The organism is Streptomyces sp. YS415, assembly GCF_023544665.1.
Classification (GTDB): domain Bacteria; phylum Actinomycetota; class Actinomycetes; order Streptomycetales; family Streptomycetaceae; genus Streptomyces.
The window spans coordinates 139,445-164,187 of record NZ_JAMJFL010000009.1 but is presented as its reverse complement, the minus strand read 5'-3'; the positions used below and the strand labels follow the sequence as shown (position 1 = coordinate 164,187).

General features: G+C 69.3%; 20 protein-coding genes. 14 read left to right on the top strand and 6 right to left on the bottom strand.

The window, feature by feature from the left end; all coding sequences use genetic code 11:
* Positions 1–9: 9 nt before the first annotated feature.
* Complete coding sequence (locus M8H82_RS14070; RefSeq protein ID WP_250073673.1) at positions 10–609, bottom strand: single-stranded DNA-binding protein; 600 nt, start codon at positions 607–609, stop codon at positions 10–12.
* A 74-nt stretch (positions 610–683) separates the two neighbouring features.
* Positions 684–974, bottom strand: coding sequence for a 30S ribosomal protein S6 (gene rpsF, locus M8H82_RS14065; RefSeq protein WP_003956532.1), 291 nt, complete (start codon positions 972–974; stop codon positions 684–686).
* A 264-nt stretch (positions 975–1,238) separates the two neighbouring features.
* On the opposite strand from rpsF, the gene M8H82_RS14060 reads away from it, so the two are divergent.
* The 3 genes from M8H82_RS14060 to M8H82_RS14050 all read left to right on the top strand — a co-directional run bounded on the left by M8H82_RS14060 (position 1,239) and on the right by M8H82_RS14050 (position 3,954).
* Positions 1,239–1,553 carry a hypothetical protein gene (locus M8H82_RS14060; protein ID WP_250073671.1) on the top strand — a complete coding sequence of 105 codons (315 nt, stop codon included), beginning with the start codon at positions 1,239–1,241 and terminating at the stop codon, positions 1,551–1,553.
* Positions 1,554–1,726: 173 nt separating this feature from the next.
* Positions 1,727–2,848 carry a peptidoglycan bridge formation glycyltransferase FemX gene (gene femX, locus M8H82_RS14055; protein ID WP_250073668.1) on the top strand — a complete coding sequence of 374 codons (1,122 nt, stop codon included), beginning with the start codon at positions 1,727–1,729 and terminating at the stop codon, positions 2,846–2,848.
* A gap of 74 nt (positions 2,849–2,922) precedes the next feature.
* Positions 2,923–3,954: an alanine racemase gene (locus tag M8H82_RS14050; RefSeq protein ID WP_250073666.1), complete on the top strand. Its 1,032-nt coding sequence runs from the start codon at positions 2,923–2,925 to the stop codon at positions 3,952–3,954.
* A gap of 186 nt (positions 3,955–4,140) precedes the next feature.
* On the opposite strand, the gene M8H82_RS14045 is transcribed toward M8H82_RS14050, so the two are convergent.
* Both M8H82_RS14045 and M8H82_RS14040 read right to left on the bottom strand, forming a co-directional pair.
* Complete coding sequence (locus M8H82_RS14045; RefSeq protein WP_250073664.1) at positions 4,141–5,640, bottom strand: glycosyltransferase family 87 protein; 1,500 nt, start codon at positions 5,638–5,640, stop codon at positions 4,141–4,143.
* 144 nt (positions 5,641–5,784) lie between these two features.
* Positions 5,785–8,466, bottom strand: coding sequence for a transglycosylase domain-containing protein (locus M8H82_RS14040; protein ID WP_250073662.1), 2,682 nt, complete (start codon positions 8,464–8,466; stop codon positions 5,785–5,787).
* A 355-nt stretch (positions 8,467–8,821) separates the two neighbouring features.
* On the opposite strand from M8H82_RS14040, the gene M8H82_RS14035 reads away from it, so the two are divergent.
* From M8H82_RS14035 to M8H82_RS14020, 4 genes are all read left to right on the top strand, one after another.
* Positions 8,822–9,505, top strand: a complete 684-nt coding sequence (locus M8H82_RS14035) for a PadR family transcriptional regulator (protein ID WP_250073660.1) — start codon at positions 8,822–8,824, stop codon at positions 9,503–9,505.
* A gap of 44 nt (positions 9,506–9,549) precedes the next feature.
* Positions 9,550–10,632 carry an inositol-3-phosphate synthase gene (locus M8H82_RS14030; protein WP_250073658.1) on the top strand — a complete coding sequence of 361 codons (1,083 nt, stop codon included), beginning with the start codon at positions 9,550–9,552 and terminating at the stop codon, positions 10,630–10,632.
* Between the two features lie 89 nt (positions 10,633–10,721).
* Entirely contained in the window at positions 10,722–11,984 is a 1,263-nt protein-coding gene (locus tag M8H82_RS14025) for an MFS transporter (RefSeq protein ID WP_250073657.1), read from the top strand.
* 124 nt (positions 11,985–12,108) lie between these two features.
* Complete coding sequence (locus tag M8H82_RS14020) at positions 12,109–12,585, top strand: DUF2076 domain-containing protein (RefSeq protein ID WP_250073654.1); 477 nt, start codon at positions 12,109–12,111, stop codon at positions 12,583–12,585.
* Positions 12,586–12,700: 115 nt separating this feature from the next.
* Here M8H82_RS14020 and M8H82_RS14015 read toward each other — a convergent pair whose 3' ends face one another.
* Entirely contained in the window at positions 12,701–14,149 is a 1,449-nt protein-coding gene (locus M8H82_RS14015; RefSeq protein WP_250073652.1) for a CCA tRNA nucleotidyltransferase, read from the bottom strand.
* 212 nt (positions 14,150–14,361) lie between these two features.
* Between M8H82_RS14015 and M8H82_RS14010 the strand changes: the two genes are divergently transcribed.
* From M8H82_RS14010 to trxA, 7 genes are all read left to right on the top strand, one after another.
* On the top strand, positions 14,362–16,722 hold the full coding sequence (locus M8H82_RS14010; RefSeq protein ID WP_250073649.1) for a DUF6049 family protein: 2,361 nt from the start codon (positions 14,362–14,364) through the stop codon (positions 16,720–16,722).
* Between the two features lie 44 nt (positions 16,723–16,766).
* A complete protein-coding gene (gene murJ, locus M8H82_RS14005; RefSeq protein ID WP_250073647.1) occupies positions 16,767–19,025 on the top strand; it encodes a murein biosynthesis integral membrane protein MurJ in 2,259 nt (752 codons plus the stop codon).
* A gap of 117 nt (positions 19,026–19,142) precedes the next feature.
* Positions 19,143–20,843 carry a protein kinase family protein gene (locus tag M8H82_RS14000; RefSeq protein ID WP_250073644.1) on the top strand — a complete coding sequence of 567 codons (1,701 nt, stop codon included), beginning with the start codon at positions 19,143–19,145 and terminating at the stop codon, positions 20,841–20,843.
* Positions 20,844–20,864: 21 nt separating this feature from the next.
* On the top strand, positions 20,865–21,590 hold the full coding sequence (sigM, locus tag M8H82_RS13995; RefSeq protein ID WP_250073643.1) for an RNA polymerase sigma factor SigM: 726 nt from the start codon (positions 20,865–20,867) through the stop codon (positions 21,588–21,590).
* A complete protein-coding gene (locus tag M8H82_RS13990) occupies positions 21,587–22,504 on the top strand; it encodes a hypothetical protein (protein WP_250073641.1) in 918 nt (305 codons plus the stop codon). Before sigM ends, M8H82_RS13990 begins: the two co-directional genes overlap by 4 nt.
* Before the next feature lie 183 nt (positions 22,505–22,687).
* Positions 22,688–23,659: a thioredoxin-disulfide reductase gene (gene trxB / locus M8H82_RS13985; RefSeq protein WP_250073639.1), complete on the top strand. Its 972-nt coding sequence runs from the start codon at positions 22,688–22,690 to the stop codon at positions 23,657–23,659.
* A 42-nt stretch (positions 23,660–23,701) separates the two neighbouring features.
* A complete protein-coding gene (gene trxA, locus M8H82_RS13980) occupies positions 23,702–24,034 on the top strand; it encodes a thioredoxin (RefSeq protein WP_250073637.1) in 333 nt (110 codons plus the stop codon).
* A 72-nt stretch (positions 24,035–24,106) separates the two neighbouring features.
* Here the strand turns inward: trxA and M8H82_RS13975 are convergent, their stop codons facing one another.
* On the bottom strand, positions 24,107–24,724 hold the full coding sequence (locus M8H82_RS13975; protein WP_250073635.1) for a GNAT family N-acetyltransferase: 618 nt from the start codon (positions 24,722–24,724) through the stop codon (positions 24,107–24,109).
* Positions 24,725–24,743: the final 19 nt, after the last annotated feature.

Sequence of the window (24,743 nt, the reverse complement as noted above, 5' to 3'; positions counted from 1 at the left end):
CCCGAGGGCCTAGAAGGGGGGCTCGTCCGAGTAGCCGCCGCCAGCGCCGCCGCCGGAGTTTCCACCCCAGCCACCGCCACCGCCGCCGCCCTGCTGGCCACCGGCGGGAGCGCCGGTCGCCCACGGGTCGTCGGCGGGAGCGCCGCCACCCTGCTGACCGCCGCCGGGGCCACCGCCCCAGCCGCCGCCACCCTGGGCGCCGCCGCCACCGCCACCGAAGCCACCGCCCTGCTGGCCACTGCGGCCGGCGGTCTTGGTGACCTTGGCCGTGGCGTTGCGCAGGCTGGCGCCGACTTCCTCGACGTCCAGTTCGTAGACCGTGCGCTTGACGCCCTCACGGTCCTCGTAGGACCGCTGCTTCAGCCGGCCCTGCACGATGACGCGCATGCCTCGCTGGAGCGACTCGGCGACGTTCTCCGCCGCCTGACGCCAGACCGAGCAGGTCAGGAACAGGCTTTCGCCGTCCTTCCACTCATTGGTCTGACGGTCGAAGGTGCGGGGAGTGGACGCGACACGGAACTTCGCGACCGCCGCACCGGAAGGGGTGAAGCGCAGCTCGGGGTCGTCGACAAGATTGCCGACGACCGTGATGACGGTCTCGCCTGCCATGGGGGAACCTCTCGGCGGGTTTGCTGCTGGCTGCTAGTGCTGCTACTCGGAACCCGAGATCAACTGAGCGGAGCTCAGTGGGTCTCGGGACGGAGGACCTTGGTCCGGAGGACCGACTCGTTCAGGTTCATCTGGCGGTCGAGCTCCTTGACGACCGCAGGCTCGGCCTGCAGGTCGATGACCGAGTAGATGCCCTCGGGCTTCTTCTTGATCTCGTACGCGAGACGACGACGGCCCCAGGTGTCGACCTTCTCGACCTTTCCGTTGCCCTCACGGACGACGGAGAGGAAGTTCTCGATCAGGGGGGCGACAGCGCGCTCCTCCAGATCGGGGTCGAGGATGACCATCACCTCGTAGTGACGCATGTGGAACCCACCTCCTTTGGACTCAGCGGCCACGGTCGTTCCGTGGCAGGAGGGTTGTTGATGCGTACGCAACGGTATCCGCCGCCACTGACAATCGGGGTCCCTCTCAGGAGTCCCGGCGGTGACATGGGCAGACATCGGTGCAGACGCTACAGACTACCCGCACACCCGCTTCCGGTTGAAATCCGGCCGTGAGCGCCCACAATCTGAATACATCGGGTGTGTATGGCGCTACGATGCGCCGCCTTCCGCAGGAGGTGCCTTATGGCACAAGCAATGCGACCCAACACCGTCGGAGGCCTCTTCGCCACGGACGGAAAGCCCCACCCTCTCCAGGACGCCCTGCTCGCGGTGACCCTGGTGCTGGGCCTCACGTCTTTCGTCTCGGCGATGTTCCACGACCTGCACCTGCTCAGCTCCTGGACCGGCCTGCTGGGGATCGCCACCGGCGCCTACGGCCAGTGGGTGTCGGAGACGACACGTGAGCGCTTCGGCCTGATCCTGGGACTGGGCGCCGCGAGCATCGGCTTCTTCTTGGGCATGGCGCACGGTGGTCTCTTCGGCGGGGTCGTGGGCTGACGCCAGGGACCCTCACAGCCCTCCGACAGCGCCGGCGATCGCCCCGGTGGCCCAAAAGCCGGGGCGAAGCTGCCGTACGCCCAGTCAGGCCGCTCACGAGGCGCAGTAGGCTTCGGCGCGAGAGCCGGAGCCCCTGAACCCATGGGGACACACCAGCCCGAGGAGCGCCCCGAATGAGCCTGACCCTGAGGACGATCAGTCGCGAGCAGCATCTGGCATACATCCAGAGCCTGCCGTCGGCGAGCCACATGCAGGTTCCGGCCTGGGCCGATGTCAAGGCGGAGTGGCGCTCCGAGAACCTCGGGTGGTTCGACGACCGGACCGGTGAGATGGTCGGCGCGGGCCTGGTGCTCTACCGCCAGCTGCCCAAGATCAAGCGCTACCTCGCCTATCTGCCCGAGGGCCCGGTCATCAACTGGTTCGCGCCGAACCTGACCGACTGGCTGGAGCCGATGCTCGCGCACCTGAAGCAGCAGGGCGCCTTCTCCGTGAAGATGGGCCCGCCGGTGATCATCCGGCGCTGGGAGGCGCCCTCCATCAAGCAGGGCATCCAGAACCCCGACGTGAAGCGGCTGCGTGACATCGAGGCCGACTTCATCGAGCCGCGCGCCTTCGAGGTCGCCGACAAGCTGCGCCGTATGGGCTGGCAGCAGGGTGAGGACGGCGGAGCCGGCTTCGGCGACGTCCAGCCGCGCTACGTCTACCAGGTGCCGCTGGCGAACCGCTCCCTGGAAGAGGTCCACAAGAACTTCAACCAGTTGTGGCGCCGCAACATCAAGAAGGCCGAGAAGGCGGGCGTCGAGGTCGTCCAGGGCGGCTACCACGACCTCGAGGAATGGCAGCGGCTGTACGAGATCACGGCCGTGCGCGACCACTTCCGGCCCCGCCCGCTGGGGTACTTCCAGCGCATGTGGACGGCCCTCAACACCGAGGACCCCAACCGCATGCGGCTGTACTTCGCCCGGCACAACGGGGTGAACCTGGCCGCCGCGACGATGCTGGTGGTCGGCGGGCACGTCTGGTACTCCTACGGCGCCTCCGACAACATCGGCCGCGAGGTCCGGCCCTCGAACGCGATGCAGTGGCGGATGCTGCGCGACGCCTACGCGCTCGGCGCGACCGTCTACGACCTGCGGGGCATCTCCGACTCGCTGGACGAGTCCGATCACCTCTTCGGCCTGATCCAGTTCAAGGTGGGCACCGGCGGCCAGGCCGCCGAATACCTCGGCGAGTGGGACTTCCCGCTGAACAAGCTGCTCCACAAGGCGCTCGACATCTACATGTCGCGCCGCTGAGCCCCAGGCATTTGCTTCGATAGCTTCCATACCTCTGATACACCGCAGCCACCAGAAAGGTTCCAGGTCCGGCCATGGCGCTCACGCTCTACGTCGACACCGCGCGCTGGCGGGCGCACCACAAGCACGTGCAGGAGCAGTTCCCGGGCCTCGTCCCGGTCTGCAAGGGCAACGGCTACGGCTTCGGGCACGAACGCCTGGCGGAGGAGGCCACCCGGCTGGGCTCGGACGTCCTCGCGGTCGGCACCACCTACGAGGCCGCGCGCATCAAGGACTGGTTCGGCGGTGACCTGCTGGTGCTGACGCCCTACCGGCGCGGCGAGGAACCGGTGCCGCTGCCCGACCGGGTCATCCGCTCGGTGTCCTCGATCGACGGCGTGTACGGCCTCGTGGGGGCCCGGGTGGTCATCGAGGTGATGTCCTCGATGAAGCGGCACGGCGTGAGCGAGCAGGACCTCCCGCAGCTGCACTCCGCCATAGAGAACGTCCGCCTGGAGGGCTTCGCCATCCACCTGCCGCTGGACCGCACCGACGGCTCGGACGCCGTCGAGGAGGTCATCGGCTGGATGGACCGCCTGCGCGCGGCCCGGCTGCCGCTGCACACGATGTTCGTCAGCCACCTCAAGGCAGATGAACTCGCCCGGCTCCAGCAGCAGTTCCCGCAGACCCGCTTCCGTGCCCGCATCGGCACCCGGCTCTGGCTGGGCGACCACGACGCCACGGAGTACAGCGGTGCCGTCCTGGACGTCACCCGCGTCTCCAAGGGTGACCGTTTCGGCTACCGGCAGCAGAAGGCGGCCTCCGACGGCTTCCTGGTGGTCGTGGCGGGCGGCACGTCGCACGGGGTGGGCCTGGAGGCCCCCAAGGCCCTGCACGGCGTCATGCCGCGCGCCAAGGGCGTCGCCCGGGCCGGCCTCGCCACCGTCAACCGGAACCTTTCTCCGTTCGTCTGGGGCGGCAAGCAGCGCTGGTTCGCCGAGCCGCCGCACATGCAGGTCTCCATCCTGTTCGTGCCCTCGGACGCGCCGGAGCCGAAGGTGGGCGACGAACTGGTGGCCCATCTGCGCCACACGACCACGCAGTTCGACCGCATCGTCGACCGCTGAGCATCGCCCGCCGGGGCAACAGAAAGGCCGTGCACGGTTCTCCCGCGCACGGCCTTTCGCATCGCTCACGGCCCTCGGCGGCCACGCACGTCACCCACACCCCGCAGGTCGTTCGGGCCACGCCCCTCGCAGGTCGTTCGCGTCATCCGCGTCCCTCAGAGGGCTGTCCGCTCTGAGGTTGTTCGCTCAGAGCGAACGCTCGCCCGTCCCCGGCCCGCCCCACTCCACCTGCGGCCCGTCGAAGTGCGCCGCGTGCTTGGGCGGATGGGCCGCGGCACCGAGCACGAAGACGTCCTCGGCCCCGTCGAGCACACCGCCAGAGGGGTCGTCGTCACCCGCCCGGCGCACCACGTCCCGCTCCGGCATGAGGATGTCCCGGACGATCACCGCGCACAGGTAGAGCGTGCCCAGCAGATGCACGACGATGGCCCAGTGGTAGCCGTCGGTCGGCAGACCCTTGTGGGCGTCTCCGCTGGTCGTGTACGCGAGGTACATCCAGATGCCCAGGAAGTACGCCACCTCGCAGGCCTGCCAGATCAGGAAGTCCCGCCACTTGGGCCGGGCCAGCGCGGCCAGCGGGATCAGCCACAGCACGTACTGCGGTGAGTAGACCTTGTTGGTGAGGATGAACGCCGCCACGATCAGGAAGGCGAGCTGCGCGAACCGCGGCCGCCGCGGTGCCGTCAGCGTGAGCGCGGCGACACCGGCGCAGCACAGCAGCATCAGCAGCGTGGCGAGGTTGTTGACGGTGTCCGTGGAGAGCGGGTCACTGGAGTTCTGGGCCATGATCAGCCAGAAGGACCCGAAGTCGACGCCGCGCTCCTGGCTGAAGGTGTAGAACTTCGACCAGCCGTCGAAGGCGAGCAGCATCACCGGGCCGTTGACGACCGCCCAGGCCACGGCCGTAGCGCCCAGTGCCTTGCCGAAGTCCCGCCATTTCCCCGCCCGCCAGCACAGCACGAGCAGCGCGCCGAGCAGCAGGACCGGATAGAGCTTGGCGGCCGTGGCGAGCCCCAGGAGGACGCCGAAGGCGAGCGGGCGGCCTCGCGACCACATCAGCATCGCGGCGGCCGTCAGGGCGACGGCCAGCAGGTCCCAGTTGATGGTGGCGGTCAGCGCGAAGGCGGGCGCCAGCGCGACGAGCAGTCCGTCCCAGGGACGCCGGGCATGCGTACGGGCCACACAGACGGCGATGACGGCCGCGCAGGCCATCAGCATCCCCGCGTTGACCATCCAGTACCACTTCTCCTGGTCCTGAATGCTGCCGCTGCCAGGCGTGAGCCAGGACGCGACCTCCATGAACACCCCGGTCAGCACCGGGTATTCGAGGTACTCCATGTCCCCGGAGAGCCTGTCGAAGTACGGCACCAGGCCGTCGGCGAAGCCACGCCCCTGGTAGAGGTGCGGGATGTCGGAGTAGCAGGCGTGCGTGTACTGCGAGCTGGCGCCGAAGAACCAGGCGCCGTTGTAGCAGGGCGCCTTCTGGACCAGGCCGAGGGTGAACACGCCGATCGCCACGAGCGCGATGATCCGCACCGGGGTCCACCACGACGTCCCCAGCAGGGCACGCCGGCCGATGGGGCCGCCGATCAGCTCACTCCCGCTGCGGGCCACCTCGTCGTCCTTGGTCGGCCGCACCGGGTCCGGCTCGTGCACGCTCGATTGCGTCGTCTCTGCACTGGGCATGGGGCACATCCTGCCGTACCTGCCTGGGAACACGGCGAGGGCCGCCGCACCTGGTCGGTGCGGCGGCCCATGTTTCACGTGAAACACCCTCGGCGGGCGATATGGCGCCCAAGCGGACGCCCACCGGATTCCCGGCCGGCCGGACTAACCGGTCGAGTCGCCCCCGCCGAATAGTCCGCCGTTGCCGTTGCCATTGCCGTTTCCGCCGCCTGGATCACTGCTCTCCGTCGGCGAGGGAGACGTGGTCACGCCCCCGTCCGTGCCACCGGTGTCCGTGCCTCCGTCGTCCTCGCACCAGCCCCACTGACAGGTTTCGCTCGCGGACGGCGTCGGAGAGGGCTCCGTCTGGCTGGGTGTCGGAGTCGGCGTCGGGCTGGGCTCCTCCGTCTCGCTGACCGTGGGAGTCGGCGTCGGATCCGGGACGTCGTTGATGACCTCACCGATGGGCTCCGGGGTGGGGAAGGCCTTGGCAGGCTCCCCCTTCAGCGCCTGCTCCATGTAGTCCTGCCAGATCTCGGCCGGGAACGAAGAGCCGTGGATCGACTGCTGGCCACCCGTGCCGTACATCTTCAGGAACCTGCGGTTCTTGATCTTCTCGTCGTCGGGGTAACGGAACATGCTGATCGCGGTCGACAACTGCGGGGTGTACCCGACGAACCACGCCGACCTGTTGCCGTCGGTGGTACCGGTCTTGCCGGCCACCTCCCGGCCGGTCAGCTGGGCGCTGGTACCCGTACCCTTCTCGACCACGGTCTTCAGCACGTCGGTGACGTTGTCGGCCACCTGCGCGGTGAAGGCCTGCTCCGTCAGGACCTTGTGCCGGAAGACCGTGCCTGCCTCACTCTTGACCTCCGTCACGGAGAACGGCTCACGCTGCTTGCCGCTGGCCGCGAACGTGGCGTACGAGCCCGCCATGCGGATCGCGCTGGGTTCGGAGATGCCGATGGAGAAGGAAGGGAAGGTCGTACCCGTCAGGGTGTCCTCCTTGATCCCCGCGTCGACGGCGGCCTCCTTCACCTTGTCCAGACCGACGTCCATGCCGAGTTGCACGAAGGCGGAGTTCGCCGAGAACTGCATCGCGGTGCGCAGGTCGATCTGGTAGTTCGGCGGGTCGCCGAGCGACTCGTCGCCGTCGTTGGCCTGGAGCCACTCCTTGCCCTTGTCGTCGTGCCAGACGGTCCCGTCGTAGTTCTTGATCTTGAGGTGGTGCTGGCCGCTGTACAGGCTCTTCGGGGACACCTTGGTCCGCTCGTCCTGGGCCTGCTCCGGAAGTCCCTCGGGATCACGGACACCCCACTTCATGGCGGCCGCGAGGACGAAGGGCTTGAACGTCGAGCCGACCTGGGCGCCGGTGACGTCGGCGTTGTTGGTGAAGTGCTTGGTCGCGTCCTCACCGCCGTAGATCGCCCGGATGGCACCCGTCTCCGGGTCCACCGAAGCCCCGCCGAACTGGACGTGGGTGTCCTTCGAGCGCTTCTTGGGGTCGATGTTCTCCTTCAGGACCTTCTTGACCGCGGCCTCGAGCTCCTTGACCTTCTTCTTTTCGAAGGTCGTGTAGATCGAGTAGCCGCCCTGCTGGAGGTCCTCGGCGGTGATGTTCGTGTTGTTGATGACGTACGCCTTGGCGAGGTCGACCAGGTAGCCGACCTGGCCGCTCAGCGCGGTGTTCGACCGAGGGTTCTGGTACTCCGGGAGCTCCGTGTACTTGGCCCGGGTCGCAGCGTCGAGGTGGCCGTACTCGACCATCTTGTCCAGCGTGTCCTGCATCTGGATCTGGGCCCGCTTGCTGTTCGCCTCGCGCGTGGCCGCCGGGTCGATGGACTCCGCACCGGCCGGGTCGTAGTAGGTCGCTCCCTTGAGCATTGCGGCAAGGAAGGCGCACTGCCCGGGGTTGAGGTCGACGGAGTCCTTGTTGAAGTACGCCCGCGAGGCGGCCTGGATGCCGTAGGCGCCGCGTCCGTAGTAGGCGGAGTTCAGGTAGCCGGCCATGATCTGGTCCTTGGAGAACTTGGCGCCCACCTTGACCGAGACGAAGATCTCCTGGAACTTGCGGGAGATCGTCTGCGACTGGTCGTCCAGCATCGCGTTCTTGACGAACTGCTGGGTGATGGTCGAGCCACCCTGCGTCTCGCCACCCCTGGCCATGTTGAGCACGGCGCGGGCAATGCCCTTGGGGTCGATGCCGCTGTCCGTCATGAAGGTCTTGTTCTCCTGGGAGATGACCGCGTTGCGCATCTCCTCGGGGATCTGCTCCAGACTGACGATCTGTCGGTTGGTCTCACCACCCGTGGCGACCATCTGGGAGCCGTCGGACCAGTAGAAGACGTTGTTCTGCGCCTCGGCGGTCTTGGCCACGTCGGGGACGCCCACCATGGCGTAGCCGATGCCCGCGATGGCCACGAGGCTGCCGAAGAAGCCCACGCACAGGCCGGACACGAGCTTCCAGGACGGCACCCAGCGCTGCCAGCCGTACCTGCCCGCGCGCGGATAGTCGACGATCCGCTTCTTGACGGGTCCGGTGGCCCGGGCCCGCCCCCTCCCGGGGCCGCCGGGAACACCCCGGCCGGGCTCGGCCGCTCTGCGGCGGCCACCCCCACTTCTCTGGGCCGCGCGGCGGGCCTCGGCGCGACCGCTGTACGGACGCTCCTCACCACCCGCACCGTACGACTCCGACCCATGGGTACTCGTCCCATAGGAGTCGGCGGGTGACCCGGTGGCGCCTCGCGGTGCCGCGCGGCGGCCGGAGGACGAGCCGGACTGGCCGCGTCGGGCCGCGGCACGTCCGCCTCCCTGCGGCTGCGGCGGTTTGCGACGGTGCTCGCTCATCGAACGACTACTCCTCGGGCAGGCGCACCCGTGTGACGCGCCTGGAAACGGCGGCAGGTTTCCGGTCCCCCCGAAGTACGGATGCGGTCGCTCCCGCATTCACCCGTACTGCACCGAGGACGACGACGCCCCCAGACGTCACTTGGTTCCCGGTGGTGTGCATGGCGCACAGACTACGCACCGTCAAAACCTGCCTAGCACCGAAGTTCACCCCAAATCAGGCAACTCGTATCCCATGAATCAGTGATGTGATCCCGTTCACCTTCCTCCCTCTTGTCGCAGCCGGGAGGCCGTTCTATCGTCATGATGTATCGAGTCGATACATCAGCGCGAGATAAGACGAGGAGGCGAGAGGATGAGCCGGCGTTCCGGGATCCTTGAGTTCGCCGTCCTCGGTCTGCTCCGCGAGTCCCCGATGCACGGCTATGAGCTGCGCAAACGACTCAATACGTCACTGGGCGTGTTCCGTGCGTTCAGCTACGGGACCCTCTACCCCTGCCTCAAGACGCTGGTCGCCAACGGCTGGTTGATCGAGGAGCCGGGGAGCGCCCCCGAGGACGCCCTCGCAGCGTCCCTCGCCGGCCGCCGAGCCAAGATCGTCTACCGGTTGACGGCGGAAGGTAAGGAGCACTTCGAGGACCTGCTCTCCCAGACCGGCCCCGACGCGTACGAGGACGAGCACTTCGCCGCTCGGTTCGCCTTCTTCGGGCAGACCTCGCGCGATGTCCGCATGCGCGTGCTGGAGGGCCGCCGCAGCCGCCTGGAGGAGCGCCTGGAGAAGATGCGCGCCTCCCTGGCGCGCACCAGGGAGCGCCTCGACGACTACACGCTTGAGCTCCAGCGCCACGGAATGGAGTCCGTGGAGCGCGAAGTGCGCTGGCTGAACGAGCTCATCGAGAGCGAGCGGGCCGGGAGGGACCTCAAGGGGTCCGCCACCGGGGGACCCGCTCAGCAGGACACCACATCTGGAGCGACGGGCGGCCTGCCCCGTCCCGGGGACGACCCCGGGACGGATACGCCCGACGACACCGCCACGTGAGAGCTCGCTTTGGGCCTCACTCGTACACACAGGGAGCAACCGGAATGGGTTCGGTTCGCGTAGCCATCGTCGGCGTGGGCAACTGCGCCGCATCGCTGGTGCAGGGCGTCGAGTACTACAAGGACGCCGACCCGGCGTCCAAGGTCCCGGGCCTGATGCATGTGCAGTTCGGCGACTACCACGTCGGTGACGTCGAGTTCGTCGCCGCCTTCGACGTCGACGCGAAGAAGGTCGGCCTCGACCTCTCGGACGCCATCGGTGCCAGCGAGAACAACACCATCAAGATCTGCGACGTCCCGAGCAAGGGCGTCACGGTCCAGCGCGGTCACACCCTGGACGGTCTCGGCAAGTACTACCGCGAGACCATCGAGGAGTCCGCCGAGGAGCCGGTCGACGTCGTCCAGATCCTCAAGGACCGCCAGGTCGACGTCCTCGTCTGCTACCTGCCCGTCGGTTCCGAGGACGCGGCGAAGTTCTACGCCCAGTGCGCCATCGACGCCAAGGTCGCCTTCGTCAACGCCCTCCCGGTCTTCATCGCCGGCACCAAGGAGTGGGCGGACAAGTTCACCGAGGCGGGCGTCCCGATCGTCGGCGACGACATCAAGTCGCAGGTCGGCGCCACCATCACGCACCGCGTGATGGCGAAGCTGTTCGAGGACCGCGGTGTCCGTCTCGAGCGCACCATGCAGCTCAACGTCGGCGGCAACATGGACTTCAAGAACATGCTGGAGCGCGACCGCCTCGAGTCCAAGAAGATCTCGAAGACGCAGGCCGTCACCTCGCAGATCCCCGACCGCGACATGGGCGAGAAGAACGTCCACATCGGCCCGTCGGACTACGTGGCCTGGCTGGACGACCGCAAGTGGGCGTACGTCCGCCTCGAGGGCCGCGCCTTCGGTGACGTTCCGCTGAACCTGGAGTACAAGCTCGAGGTCTGGGACTCCCCGAACTCCGCGGGTGTCATCATCGACGCCCTGCGCGCCGCGAAGATCGCCAAGGACCGCGGCATCGGCGGCCCGATCCTCTCGGCGTCGAGCTACTTCATGAAGTCCCCGCCGGTCCAGTACTTCGACGACGAGGCGTACGCCAACGTCGAGAAGTTCATCAAGGGCGAGGTCGAGCGCTAAGCACGCTCGCCGGTCTGCTCCTGCCAGAGCCGAGAAGGGTCCCCGGGTCGTACGACCCGGGGACCTTCCCGTATGTGAGGCTGAGCCCCATGTCCGTCGCCCGCGACCTGCGCGTCCTGCTGCGTTTCGGCAACTTCAGGCGCCTGCTCGTCCTCCGGCTGCTCTCCCAGGGCGCCGACGGCGTCTATCAGGTCGCGCTCGCCACCTACGTCGTCTTCTCCCCCGAGAAACAGACCTCGGCCGCCGCGATCGCCTCCGCGATGGCGGTCCTGCTGCTGCCGTACTCCCTCGTCGGCCCCTTCGCCGGTGTCCTCCTGGACCGCTGGAAGCGCCGCCAGGTCTTCCTCTACGGCAGCCTGCTGCGCGCCCTGCTCGCCACGGCTACGGCGGTGCTGATGCTCAGCCCCGTCCCGGACTGGCTCTTCTACGTCTCCGCCCTGTGCGTCACCGCCGTCAACCGCTTCGTCCTCTCCGGACTGTCCGCCGCCCTTCCGCGCGTTGTCGACGAAGAGCGCCTGGTGATGGCCAACTCCCTGTCGCCGACGGCCGGGACGCTCGCCGCGACCGTCGGTGGCGGCCTCGCCTTCGCCGTACGGCTGCTGGTGTCGGACTCCGACGCGGCGGTCGTGCTGCTCGGCGCGGCCCTGTACCTGTGCGCGGCGCTGGCGTCGCTGCGGATGCCGCGCGATGTGCTGGGCCCCGACCGGGAGTCGGCGCGGCCCGGCGTGCGGACGTCGCTCGCCGGAACCGCACGCGACCTGGTGGCGGGCGTACGGCATCTGGCCACCCCCGCACGCCGGGAGGCCGCGTGGGCGCTCGGCGCGATGACCCTGATGCGCTTCTGCTACGGCGCCCTGCTGGTCATGCTGCTGATGCTGTGCCGGTACGCCTACTCCACCACCACCAACGACGGACTCGCGCTGCTGGGGCTGGCGTTGGGCATCTCCGGCGCGGGCTTCTTCACGGCGGCCGTACTGACGCCCTGGGCGGCTCGACGGCTCGGCCCCGGCCGCTGGATCGTCGTGTGCGCCGGCATCGCGGCCGTCCTGGAACTCGCGCTGGGGTTGCCGTTCGCCGCGGCTCCCATGCTGGCGGCGGCGTTCGTCCTGGGGCTGACCACCCAGGGCGCCAAGATCGCAACTGACACCGTCGTCCAGGCCTCGGTCGACGACGGCTTCCGCGGCCGGGTCTTCTCCCTCTACGACGTCCTGTTCAACGTCGCCTTCGTCGGCGCCGCCGGAGTCGCCGCCCTGATACTGCCGCCGGACGGCCGCTCGGTGCCCCTGGTGGTAACGGTCGCCGTTATCTACGGAGCGGTTGCAGTGGCTATGGCCCGCTTTGAACGCCGGTAAGTGTCACATCAATGCCACAGAGCCCCTCCTGGCTACTGGTGTGTCAGTGGGGCCCGATAACTTACGTGGGTCTTACGCGCGCTCCGGCCGCGCCACCACCCATGTTCTTAGGGGGACCCCCAAAGTGACCACTCCGCCGCCCCAGGGCCAGAACCCGTTCGCGCAGCAGGGCCAGAACCCGTACGCCCAGCCCCAGGGGCAGGCTCCGTACCCGCAGCAGCCGGGCTTCCCGCAGCAGGGTGCGGCCCCCTACGCGCCGGTCCCGCCGGAGCAGCCCCGCCGCAAGCTCAGCTTCAAGACGATCAAGAACATCGTCATCGGTGTGGCCGTCGTCTCGGTGGTCGTCGGCGGCTTCATAGCGAGCCGGGACGACGCGAACACGGCGAAGGTCGGGGACTGCATGAGCATCTCGGACCCGGACAGCACGACCGACCCGGGCCTGGAGGTCGTGGACTGCAGCGACTCCAAGGCCGCCTACAAGGTCGAGGACAAGAAGGACGGCACCACGGCCGGCTGCGACCGCACGAAGTACTCGGAGTACACCGAGACCGGCGGCAGCGACGACTTCACCCTCTGCCTGTCGGACTACACGGCCAAGTAGTCCTTCGCCAAGTAGTCCTTCGCTCGAGCCGAAGGGGCGGTGTTTCACGTGAAACACCGCCCCTCTCGCGCGCCCGGGGTCATGTTTCACGTGAAACATGACCCCGTTTCACACCTCAGCCCTGCTCCTCCTCGGCCCACCACTCCTTGAGAGCGGTCACCGCCGCGTCACGCTCCATCGGGCCGTGCTCCAGCCGCAGCTCCAGCATGTGCTGGTAGGCGCGACCGATGACCGGGCCCGGGCCGACGCCCAGGATCTGCATGATGTCGTTGCCGTCGAGGTCCGGGCGGATCGCGTCCAGTTCCTCCTGCTCCTGGAGCTGGGCGATCCGCTCCTCGAGGCCGTCGTACGCCCGGGAGAGCGTGGCGGCCTTGCGCTTGTTGCGGGTCGTGCAGTCCGAGCGGGTCAGCTTGTGCAACCGGTCCAGCAGCGGGCCCGCGTCCCGGACATAGCGGCGGACCGCGGAGTCCGTCCACTCCCCGGTGCCGTAGCCGTGGAAGCGCAGGTGGAGCTCGACCAGCCGCGAGACGTCCTTCACCAGGTCGTTGGAGTACTTCAGGGCCGTCATACGCTTCTTGGTCATCTTCGCGCCCACCACCTCGTGGTGGTGGAACGAGACCCGGCCGTCCTTCTCGAAGCGCCGGGTGCGAGGCTTGCCGATGTCATGCAGCAGCGCGGCCAGCCGGAGGGTCAGGTCGGGACCGCTCTCCTCCAGGGCCATCGCCTGCTCCAGGACGATCAGCGTGTGCTCGTAGACGTCCTTGTGCCGGTGGTGCTCGTCGCTCTCCAGCCGCAGGGCCGGCAGCTCCGGCAGCACCCGCTCGGCGAGGCCGGTGTCGACGAGCAGCGTCAGCCCCTTGCGGGGATACGTGGAGAGGATCAGCTTGTTCAGCTCGTCCCGCACCCGCTCGGCCGAGACGATCTCGATGCGCTCGGACATCTCCTCCATGGCCGTGACGACCTCGGGAGCCACCTCGAAGTCGAGCTGCGCCGCGAACCGCGCGGCCCGCATCATCCGCAGCGGATCGTCGGAGAAGGACTCCTCGGGGGTGCCCGGGGTGCGCAGCACACGCTCCGCGAGGTCGGCGAGACCGCCGTGCGGGTCGATGAACTCCTTCTCCGGCAGCGCGACGGCCATGGCGTTCACCGTGAAGTCACGGCGGACCAGATCCTGCTCGATGGAGTCGCCGTACGACACCTCGGGCTTGCGCGAGGTCCGGTCGTACGCCTCGGACCGGTAGGTCGTGACCTCGATCTGGTAGCCGTCCTTCTGCGCCCCCACCGTGCCGAAGGCGATCCCGACCTCCCACACGGCGTCGGCCCAGGGACGCACGATGGTGAGGACGTCCTCGGGGCGGGCGTCCGTCGTGAAGTCGAGGTCGTTGCCGAGCCGGCCGAGCAACGCGTCCCGGACCGACCCGCCGACCAGGGCGAGTGAGAACCCGGCCTCCTGGAAGCGGCGGGCGAGGTCGTCGGCGACAGGCGCGACCCGCAGCAGTTCACTCACCGCGCGGTGCTGCACCTGGCTCAGGACACTGAGGTTGTCTTCGTTGGCGTTCGGCACAACAAAAGAGGGTACGTGGCCGCACCCGCCGCCAGCGCCTCCATTAAACGTGCACAAACCCGGTCCCCTTTATACGGGCACATACGGGACAGCCGGGGAGCGCGAGCCGATCTTGTGGCGCAGTCCGCGGCACTTCCCCTCAGCGCGCATCGTTACCATGCGTGGACGCACATTCCGACGACCACTGACGACGACGAGGGACGGGCGAGCGCGTGGCCGAGGCGGCAGACTTCCAGGGCACCAGTGCCTCACCTGCCCGCCGGCGACTGCGGCGCACCGGGGCACTGCTCGCCGGTGCCCCCCTGCTGGCGGGGCTTCTCCAGCTGCCCGCCGCGTCCCCCGCCCAGGCCGCCGACATCGACGAGACCGTCGCTGTCTCGGTGGACTCCCTCACCCCGAGCATCCCCACGGACGGCGACACGCTGACCGTGTCCGGCACGGTGACGAACACCGGCAAGCAGGCGGTCACCGGCGCCCAGGTGGACCTGCGCGTGGGGCAGGAGCTGAACACCCGCTCCGGCATCGACACCGCCGCCAGGGCCAGCGGCCACCAGCCGGGCACCGACGGGACCCCGGTCGGCGGAAAGTACGTCGAGAAGTTCTCCAAGCTCACTCCGGGCGTCTCCCAGCCCTTCAACATCTCCGTGCCGGTCGACGAGCTGGACCTGGGCGACAACGGCGTCTACCAGTTCGCGGTCTCCCTGTCCGGTCAGACCCCCGCACAACCGTGGCCCCAGGTGCTCGGCGTCCAGCGGACCTTCCTGCCGTGGCAGCCCGACGGGCCCGACGCCGAGACCAGGACGACCGTGCTGTGGCCGCTGATCTCCACCGCCCACATGACGGCGCAGACGGGGTCGAACGAGTCGCAGACGCCGGTCTTCCGCGACGACGACCTCGCCAAGGAACTGGCGCCGGGCGGCCGCCTGGAGCAGATGGTCTCCCTCGGCAAGGATCTCGACGTGACCTGGGTGGTCGACCCGGACCTGCTGGCCTCCGTCGACGCCATGACCCGCAACTACCGCGTCCAGGGCGAGGGCGACACCACCACCGCCGGTTCCCGCGCCGACCAGGAGCTCGCCAAGCGCTGGCTCGACAGGCTCCAGGGTGCGGTGGCGGACAACGAGGTCGTCGCCCTGCCCTTCGCCGACCCCGACCTGGCGTCCCTCGCCCACAACGGCACGGCCGTCACCGGCTCGCTCGGCCACCTCAAGGAGGCGACCGACGTCGCCGCCGACACCGTCCGCTCGATCCTCCTCGTGGAGCCGACCACCGACTTCGCCTGGCCGGTGGACGGCGCCGTGGACCCGTCCATCGTGAAGGTCGCCACCTCCGCCGGGGCGGACAAGGTGATCGCGCGCAGCGACAGCCTGGACGAGACGGCGGGCCTGACCTACACGCCCTCCGCGGCCCGCCCCATCGGCGGCGGCACGACGGCGGTGGTCGCGGACGCCCGGCTGTCGACCCTGTTCCAGGGCGACATGACGAGGGCGTCCGCCTCGACACTCGCCGTCCAGCGGTTCCTGGCCCAGAGCCTGGCCCTGAACCTCCAGACGGACGAGGAGCGCAGCATCGTCGTCGCCCCGCAGCGCATGCCGACGGCCAGCCAGGCCCGGACGCTGGCGGAGGCGCTGACCGCGCTCCAGGGCGGCGGCTGGACCGAGGCCCAGGACCTCACCGAGGCCGCCGCGGCCAAGCCGGACCCGGGCGCCACCACCAAGGTCCCGGCGGCGTCCGCCTACCCCTCCGCGCTGCGCAAGCAGGAACTCCAGCGGTCCGCCTTCGAACAGATCGCGGCCACCCAGAGCAAGCTCGGCAAGTTCAAGGTCATCCTCAGCGACGAGTCCCGGGTCGTGACCCCCTTCGGCCGCGCCATGAACCGCGAGATGTCCACGTCGTGGCGTGGCCGCGCCACCGAGGCGGCGGCGTACCGCGACGACGTGGAGGTGTACCTGGGGTCCCTGGCCCGACGGGTCACACTGATCGAGAAGTCCGAGATGAAGCTTTCCGGCCGCAGCGCCACGATCCCCGTGACCGTGCAGAACAACTTGGTCCAGGGCGTCGAGAACCTGGTGCTGAGGCTCACCTCGACCAGCCCCAGGCGCCTGAAGATCGGCGGCGACGCCTACGAGGAGCAGCCGGTCACGGTCTCCGGCGGGCACAGCCAGACGGTGAAGTTCACCACCTCCGCCGAGGCCAACGGCCAGGCCGAGGTGATCGCCCAGCTCTACACCGAGGACGGGCAGAAGTACGGCGATCCCGTGAAGTTCGATGTACGGGTGACCGAGTTCACCGCGACAGTGATGCTGGTCATCGGCGGCGGCTTCCTCCTCCTGGTCCTCGCCGGCTTCCGGATGTACACCCAGCGCAAGCGGGCCGCCCGGGAGGCACGGGAGACCCGTTCCGACGAGACCGCGGCCGCCCCGGAAAGCCCGGAGGACCCCGAGGACCGTCCTGAGGAGGAGTCCGGATCCGGTCCTGGGGCAGGCGACCTTGAGCAGCCGAGTGACCCGGCAGCGGACACCCCAGCGGAAAGCGCCGACCCGTCCGGAACGGGTGAGAGAGTGGACCGTTGAGGATGTCGTGGCCGGTGGGCCGGGGACGATGAGGTGGGGTAACCATGAACGCGCCGTACGACGGTGACCGCGGCCAGGCCGCGGGCAGCTCGGGCTACCCCGAGGGCCCGCCGCCCGAGCACGGCCAGGTACCGCCGCAGCCCCCGGCGGACATGTACCTCCAGGACGCCTACGAGCAGGACCCCTACCGGGCTCAGGACCTGTCGGCCCAGGACCCGGTCGCCGAGGCGCTCTACGACCGCGCCGCGCACCCGCCGCCGCCCCCGGGCAGCCACGGGCCGCAGCAGCCGCTGTACGCCCCGCCCCAGCAGTCCCCGTACGCCCCCGACCCGAACGTATGGGCGCAGACCCCGGCGCCCGAGCCGGACGGCGCCACCCAGTACCTGCCGTACGGCGACGACCCGCGCACCACGCAGTACGTGGGCGTGGACGACCTGGTCACGCACTCCTCCGACGAGCGCCACGAGCCCGACGCCTTCGCGCACCTGTTCAGGGACCAGCAGCAGGGCGGCACCGCGCCGTACGAGCAGCCGTCGGTGCCGGGCCAGGCGCCGGAGCCCGCGCAGTACCAGCAGCCGCCCGCCCCGCCCGCGGCCGACGCGACCATGAACCTGGGCACCGCGCCCGTACCGCCGCCGGCCGAGCCGGTTCCGGTGCCCGCTGCGAGGACGGGCGGAAAGGCGGGGGGCTTGCTGAAGTCGAGCGCGGTGATGGCGGCGGGCACGATGGTGTCCCGGCTCACCGGGTTCATCCGCTCGGCGATGATCGTGTCGGCCCTCGGTGTGGGCCTGCTCGGTGACACCTTCCAGGTCGCCTACCAGCTGCCCACGATGATCTACATCCTGACCGTCGGCGGCGGCCTCAACTCCGTCTTCGTGCCGCAGCTGGTGCGCGCCATGAAGAACGACGAGGACGGCGGCGAGGCCTACGCGAACCGTCTGCTGACGCTGGTGATGGTGGCGCTCGCGGCTCTCACCGCCCTCGCGATGGTCGCCGCGCCGTACCTGGTGGCCGCCCTGTCGACGAAGGTCGCCAACGACCCCGCTGCCAACGACGTGGCGGTCACCTTCACCCGCTTCTTCCTGCCCTCGATCTTCTTCATGGGCGTCCACGTGGTGATGGGCCAGATCCTCAACGCCCGCGGCAGGTTCGGCGCGATGATGTGGACGCCGGTCCTGAACAACGTCGTCATCATCGTGACCCTCGGAATGTTCCTCTGGGTGTACGGCACCGCGGAGCGCTCCGGCATGGCGGTCACCAGCATCCCGCCGGAGGGCCAGCGGCTCCTCGGCATCGGTGTGCTGCTCGGCCTGGTCGTCCAGGCCCTGGCGATGATCCCCTACCTGCGCGAGACGGGGTTCCGGCCGCGGCTGCGCTTCGACTGGAAGGGCCACGGTCTCGGCAAGGCGGCGATGCTCGCCAAGTGGACGATCCTGTTCGTCCTGGCCAACCAGGCGGGCGCGCTCGTCGTCACCCAGCTGTCCACCGCCGCCGGTGTCAACGCCGCCGTCGACGGAACCGGCTTCGCCGCCTACGCCAACGCCCAGCTGATCTGGGGCCTGCCGCAGGCCATCATCACCGTCTCGCTGATGGCCGCGCTGCTGCCGCGCCTGTCGCGCTCGGCGGCCGAGGGTGACCGCGGTGCCGTCCGCGACGACATCTCCCAGGGCCTGCGGACGACGGCGGTCGCCATCGTCCCCATCGCCTTCGGATTCGTGGCCCTCGGCATCCCGATGTGCACGCTGATGTTCGGCACCTCGGGCACCAGCGAGGCCACCAACATGGGCTTCATGCTGATGGCCTTCGGCCTCGGCCTGATCCCGTACTCCGTGCAGTACGTGGTGCTGCGGGCCTTCTACGCCTACGAGGACACCCGGACCCCCTTCTACAACACGGTCATCGTGGCGGCCGTCAACGCGCTCGCCTCGGCCGTCTGCTTCTTCGTCCTCCCGGCCCGCTGGGCCGTCGTCGGCATGGCCGCCTCGTACGGCCTGGCCTACGCGATCGGCGTCGGCGTCGCCTGGTCCCGGCTGCGCAAGAAGCTGGGCGGCGACCTGGACGGCGCACGGGTGATGCGGACGTACGCGAGGCTCGGCATCGCCTCGATCCCGGCCGCGCTGCTCAGCGGTGCGGCCTGCTACGGCATCGCCCAGAGCCTCGGCCAGGGCGCTCTCGGCTCCTTCGCCGCCCTGGTGGTCGGCGGAGCCGTCCTGCTCGGGATGTTCTTCGTCCTCGCCCGCAAGATGCGTATCGAGGAGCTGAACTCGCTGGTCGGCATGGTCCGCGGGCGTCTGGGGCGCTGAGGCGGGGGTACGCGCACAACCATCGTCCGCCACCGCGTGTCGTGCATTGCGGCGGACTGTGGGCACAATTGGTTTCGGCGTCTGGAGCGCCCAACGAATGGGGAGGCAGGAGCGACGGTGGCGGAACGGAGCACGGCTGCCGTCGACGTGGCAGACAACAGTGGCGACGAGCCGCTGACCGCTCAGGCGGACCAGTCCACGGCCGACGGGGTGGCCCAGAATCGGGAGCGGGACACGGACACCGACGAGGCACAGGGGAGTGGCGGGACCGAGGGTTCCGAGAAGGCCTCACCACCCGAACTGCACAGCGGTCACAAGCTCGCCAGACGCTACCGGCTGGAGGAGTGCGTCACCCGTCTGGACGGGTTCAGCAGCTGGCGTGCGGTGGACGAGAAGCTGCGGCGTGCCGTCGGCGTCCACATCCTGCCCGCGGACCACTCACGGGCCCGCTCCGTGCTGGCCGCCGCCCGCTCCTCCGCGCTGCTCGGCGACCCGCGATTCGTCCAGGTGCTGGACGCCGTGGAGGAGAACGACGTCGTCTACGTCGTCCACGAGTGGCTGCCCGACGCCACCGAGCTGACCGCCCTGCTCTCCGCCGGCCCGCTGGAGCCGTACGACGGCTACCAGATGGTCTCCCAGGTCGCCGCCGCCATGGCCGCCGCACACCGGGAGGGCCTCGCGCATCTGCGGCTGAACCCCAACGCGGTGCTGCGTACCTCGACCGGCCAGTGGCGCATCCGCGGACTGGCCGTCAACGCCGCGCTGCGCGGCATCACTTCGGAGACCCCGCAGCGCGCCGACACCGAGGCGATCGGGGCGCTCCTGTACGCGGCGCTCACTCAGCGCTGGCCGTACGAGAGCGACGCCTACGGTCTGTCCGGGCTGCCCAAGGACGTCGGTCTGATCGCGCCGGACCAGGTGCGGGCGGGCGTGCACCGGGGGTTGTCGGAGCTGGCCATGCGCGCGCTCGTCAATGACGGTGCGACGGCCTCCCGCCACGAGTCGGCGTGCACCACGCCGGAGGAACTGGTCAAGGCGGTCAGCGAGATGCCCCGCATCCGCCCGCCGGAGCCGGCGTTCACAGCACCGCCGGACTACCAGCGCACGACGTACCAGCAGGGCACCTACGGCCGCCCGTCGCCCCACCCGGGCGTCACCCAGCCGGTCCCCACCCCGCCGCCCCCGCTCCAGAGCCGCACCGGCAGGGCCCTCAAATGGGCCGTCTCGGCGCTGCTCATCGCCGCGCTGGGCCTGGGCAGTTGGCAGCTGGCGGACGCCCTCATGGACCAGGGCAACAAGGCGGAGGACAGCAACCAGACGCAGACGACCGACGGGGACGACAAGAGCCCGAAGAAGCCGGTGGCAGGCAAACCGATCGCCATCCAGGACGCGCACGACTTCGACCCGCTCGGCAGCGACGGTTCGGAGTACCCGGGGGACGTGCACAAGGTCTACGACGCCGACCCCACGTCGTTCTGGCAGACCAGCTACTACGGCAGCGCCAAGTTGGGGAACCTGAAGCCGGGCGTCGGCGTCATCCTCGACCTCGGCAAGGCCCAGCGGGTCGGCAAGGTGACCGTCTCCTTCATGGGCAGTACATCCGTCGAGCTCCGTGCCGCTTCCGGCGGCACCAGTGTGATGCCGACGTCCTTGGAGAGCTACGCCAAGGTCGCCGAGGGCTCGGGCACGACGGTGACGCTCAAGCCGGGCAAGAGCCTCAACTCCCAGTACCTGCTGGTGTGGCTGACCGAGCTGCCGATACAGGCCGACGACGGCAAGTGGCGCGGCAGGGTCATGGACATCAAGGTGACCGGCTGAGGCTGGAGGGGAGGGGGTCCGATGGCCGACAGCACCGCTTTCTCCGACACAAGCGATCAGGACCTCCTGGCCCGTCATGTCGAGGGTGACCCCGACGCCTTCGCCGAGCTCGTACGGCGGCACCGAGACCGGCTGTGGGCCGTTGCCCTGCGTACCCTGGGCGACCGCGAGGAGGCCGCTGACGCCGTTCAGGACGCTCTTGTCTCCGCCTACCGGGCTGCCCACACCTTCCGGGGCCAGTCGGCCGTCACGACCTGGCTGCACCGGATCACGGTGAACGCCTGTCTCGACCGGGCCCGTAAAGCGGCCTCCCGGAAGACCTCCCCCGTCGACGACACCGAGCGGTTCGAACAGCTCCTGGAGCCGCATGAGTCGGCCGCCGCGCCGGCCGAGCGGAACGATCTGCATCGGCAGTTGCTGGAAGCCCTCGGCACGCTCCCGCCCGACCAGCGGGCGGCGCTCGTCCTCGTCGACATGCAGGGCTACCCCGTCGCCGAGGCCGCCCGCATCCTCGACGTCCCCACCGGCACCGTGAAGAGCCGCTGTGCGCGGGGCAGAGCCAGACTGGTGCCGCTGCTCACCCATCTGCGGCCGGAGAGCACCGGCGCCCCGAAAGAAGCGAGCCGGCGGGGGAACCACGTGGAGGGGACATCCGTCCCACCGGCAGCGGCACCGCATGCCGCAGGTCCGGGCGAAGCCGGTCCAAGTGATCCAGCTGCTGTGAAGGGCGGAGGTGGGCGAGCGTGACGTCGACGACTGACACGGCCGGGCACCCGGACGTCACCGAACTCTCCGACCTCACCGAGGGCCTGCTTCCCGCGTCCCGCAGCGCGGACGTACGACAGCATCTCCATGAGTGCGAACTGTGCGCGGACGTCTACGCGTCCCTGGAGGAGATCCGCGGACTGCTGGGCACCCTGCCCGGGCCCCCGCGGATGCCTGCCGACGTCGCCGGACGGATCGACGCCGCCCTTGCCGCGGAGGCGCTGCTCAACGCCACGGCTCCGGAGGACACCACACCGCCGGCCCTGCTCGGCACGCCCCAGCCCTCCGAGGACGACGCGCGCGTTTCACGTGAAACATCGGTCACGGCGGACCGCCCCGCGGGCCGCGCCCGCCCCTCCAGCACCGGCCCCGGCCGCAAGGAGCGACGGCGGGGCGGACGGCGTCGTATCGCCGTCCTGGGCACGGTCTTCACCGTGGCGGTCCTCGGGCTGGGCTCCGTGCTTCTCTCTTCGCTCAATGACGGACCGAGCGGCGGAGCCGAGGGTGAGGGCAGGCAGTCCACCGCCTCGGACACCTTCGCCGCGAGCACGCTGGAACAGCAGGTCGACGAGCTCCTCGCGCAGAAGCCCGTCCCCGCCGGCCGCACACCGCTCAGCAGCTTGGGCGTGGAGTCCGCTCCCAGCTCCCAGGACCCCCATGTCTTCAAGCAGCCGACCGTCCCCGGCTGCGTCCAGGACGGCATCGGACGCAACGACGCCGCCCTCGTGACCGAGGAAGGCGTCTACCAGGGCACCGAGGCGCTACTCGTGGTCCTGTCGCACCCCTCCGACTCCACCAAGGTGACGGCCTACATCGTGGACACGGCGTGCGTGCGTGACCCCTCCGTGGGCAAGGGCGATGTTCTGCTGACCCACACGTATACCCGCACCTCCTGAGCACCTGTTCCCGGGCGTGGACGCTTCGTCTCCGTCCTGCGTGGTAGGCGCTACGGTGTCGCGCCTTCGTGTGCCCTGACACAGCGGGAATGCGCGCCCCTTAGGATCCGTTGGGTGGGGTGAGAGTTCCGAAAGGGGCTCCCACCGGACCTATGACGCAGTCCAGAGACGAGGAACCAAGCCGTGAGCGACGTCCGTAACGTGATCATCATCGGCTCCGGGCCCGCCGGCTACACGGCGGCGCTCTACACCGCGCGCGCGTCGCTGAAGCCGCTGGTGTTCGAGGGCGCCGTCACCGCCGGTGGCGCCCTGATGAACACCACCGAGGTGGAGAACTTCCCCGGTTTCCAGGACGGCATCATGGGCCCCGAGCTCATGGACAACATGCGCGGTCAGGCCGAGCGCTTCGGCGCCGAGCTCATCCCGGACGACATCGTCTCCGCGGACCTCTCCGGTGAGATCAAGACCGTCACCGACACCTCGGGCACGCTCCACCGCGCCAAGGCCGTCATCGTCGCCACCGGCTCCCAGCACCGCAAGCTCGGGCTGCCGAACGAGGACGCCCTCTCCGGCCGCGGTGTCTCCTGGTGCGCCACCTGTGACGGCTTCTTCTTCAAGGACCAGGACATCGCCGTGATCGGTGGCGGCGACACCGCGATGGAGGAGGCCACCTTCCTCTCGCGCTTCGCCAAGTCCGTGACGATCGTCCACCGTCGTGACACCCTGCGCGCCTCCAAGGCCATGCAGGACCGTGCCTTCGCCGACCCGAAGATCAAGTTCGTGTGGGACAGCGAGGTCGCCGAGGTCCAGGGCGACCAGAAGCTCGCGGCTCTGAAGCTGCGCAACGTCAAGACCGGCGAGCTCTCCGACCTTCCGGTCACCGGCCTCTTCATCGCGATCGGCCACGACCCGCGCACCGAGCTCTTCAAGGGCCAGCTGGAACTGGACGAGGAGGGCTACCTCAAGGTCGACGCCCCCTCGACCCGCACCAACCTCGCCGGTGTCTTCGGCGCCGGCGACGTGGTGGACCACACCTACCGCCAGGCGATCACCGCGGCCGGCACCGGTTGTTCCGCCGCCCTCGACGCCGAGCGCTTCCTCGCCGCCCTCGCGGACGAGGAGAAGGCCGAGCCCGAGAAGACCGCCGCCGTCTGACCTCCCACCCGCCCCACGCATCAACCAGTTAAGGAGCCCGCCGTGGCCGGCACCCTGAAGAATGTGACCGACGACTCCTTCGAGCAGGACGTCATCAAGAGCGACAAGCCCGTCCTGGTGGACTTCTGGGCCGCCTGGTGCGGTCCGTGCCGCCAGATCGCGCCGTCCCTCGAGGCCATTGCCGCCGAGTACGGCGACAAGATCGAGATCGTCAAGCTGAACATCGACGAGAACCCGGGTACGGCCGCCAAGTACGGCGTCATGTCCATCCCGACGCTGAACGTCTACCAGAACGGCGAGGTCGCCAAGACCATCGTCGGCGCGAAGCCGAAGGCCGCGATCGTCCGCGACCTCGAGGACTTCATCGGCGAGTAGTCGTTGTTTCACGTGAAACACGAAGGGGCCGGCCCAGATGGGCCGGCCCCTTTTGCTTTGCCCGGGCAGCTCTCACAGCGGCCGCAGCGCCGGTTCCTTCTGCACGGCCCCCAGCAGACGATCGAGCGCCATCTCCACGTCTTCCTTCCAGGAGAGCGTCGTCCGCAGCTCCAGCCTCAGCCGCGGATACGCGGGATGGGGCCGTACCGTCTTGAAGCCCACGGCCAGCAAGTGATCCGCGGGGAGCACACACCCGGGCTCCTTCCAGCGGGCGTCACCAAAGGCCTCGACCGCCTTGAAGCCCCGCCGCAACAGATCCTTGGCGACCGTCTGCACCATCACCCGCCCCAGCCCCTGCCCCTGGTACCCCGGCAGGATGAACGCCGTCATCAGCTGAACGGCGTCCGGAGACACCGGGCTCGTGGGGAACGCGGTCTGGCGAGGGACATACGCCGGAGGGGCGTACAGCACGAAGCCCACCGGGACGTCGTCGACGTAGACGACCCGGCCGCAGGACCCCCAGTCCAGCAGGACGGCGGAGATCCAGGCTTCCTTCTCGAGCTCCGCCGTGCCGCCGGTTACCGCGGCCTTGCCGCTGACGGGATCCAGCTCCCAGAAGACACACGAGCGGCAACGCTGGGGAAGGTCCTGAAGGTTGTCCAGCGTGAGCGGTACGAGCCGACGCCCCATGAAGGCTGATCCTCGCTTC

Bases quoted from the DNA above. Each gene is read 5' to 3' on its own strand.
- M8H82_RS14070 (WP_250073673.1), bottom strand. From the start codon at position 609: ATGGCAGGCGAGACCGTCATCACGGTCGTCGGCAATCTTGTCGACGAC.
- rpsF (WP_003956532.1), bottom strand. From the start codon at position 974: ATGCGTCACTACGAGGTGATGGTCATCCTCGACCCCGATCTGGAGGAG.
- M8H82_RS14060 (WP_250073671.1), top strand. From the start codon at position 1,239: ATGGCACAAGCAATGCGACCCAACACCGTCGGAGGCCTCTTCGCCACG.
- femX (WP_250073668.1), top strand. From the start codon at position 1,727: ATGAGCCTGACCCTGAGGACGATCAGTCGCGAGCAGCATCTGGCATAC.
- M8H82_RS14050 (WP_250073666.1), top strand. From the start codon at position 2,923: ATGGCGCTCACGCTCTACGTCGACACCGCGCGCTGGCGGGCGCACCAC.
- M8H82_RS14045 (WP_250073664.1), bottom strand. From the start codon at position 5,640: ATGCCCAGTGCAGAGACGACGCAATCGAGCGTGCACGAGCCGGACCCG.
- M8H82_RS14040 (WP_250073662.1), bottom strand. From the start codon at position 8,466: ATGAGCGAGCACCGTCGCAAACCGCCGCAGCCGCAGGGAGGCGGACGT.
- M8H82_RS14035 (WP_250073660.1), top strand. From the start codon at position 8,822: ATGAGCCGGCGTTCCGGGATCCTTGAGTTCGCCGTCCTCGGTCTGCTC.
- M8H82_RS14030 (WP_250073658.1), top strand. From the start codon at position 9,550: ATGGGTTCGGTTCGCGTAGCCATCGTCGGCGTGGGCAACTGCGCCGCA.
- M8H82_RS14025 (WP_250073657.1), top strand. From the start codon at position 10,722: ATGTCCGTCGCCCGCGACCTGCGCGTCCTGCTGCGTTTCGGCAACTTC.
- murJ (WP_250073647.1), top strand. From the start codon at position 16,767: ATGAACGCGCCGTACGACGGTGACCGCGGCCAGGCCGCGGGCAGCTCG.
- sigM (WP_250073643.1), top strand. From the start codon at position 20,865: ATGGCCGACAGCACCGCTTTCTCCGACACAAGCGATCAGGACCTCCTG.
- M8H82_RS13975 (WP_250073635.1), bottom strand. From the start codon at position 24,724: ATGGGGCGTCGGCTCGTACCGCTCACGCTGGACAACCTTCAGGACCTT.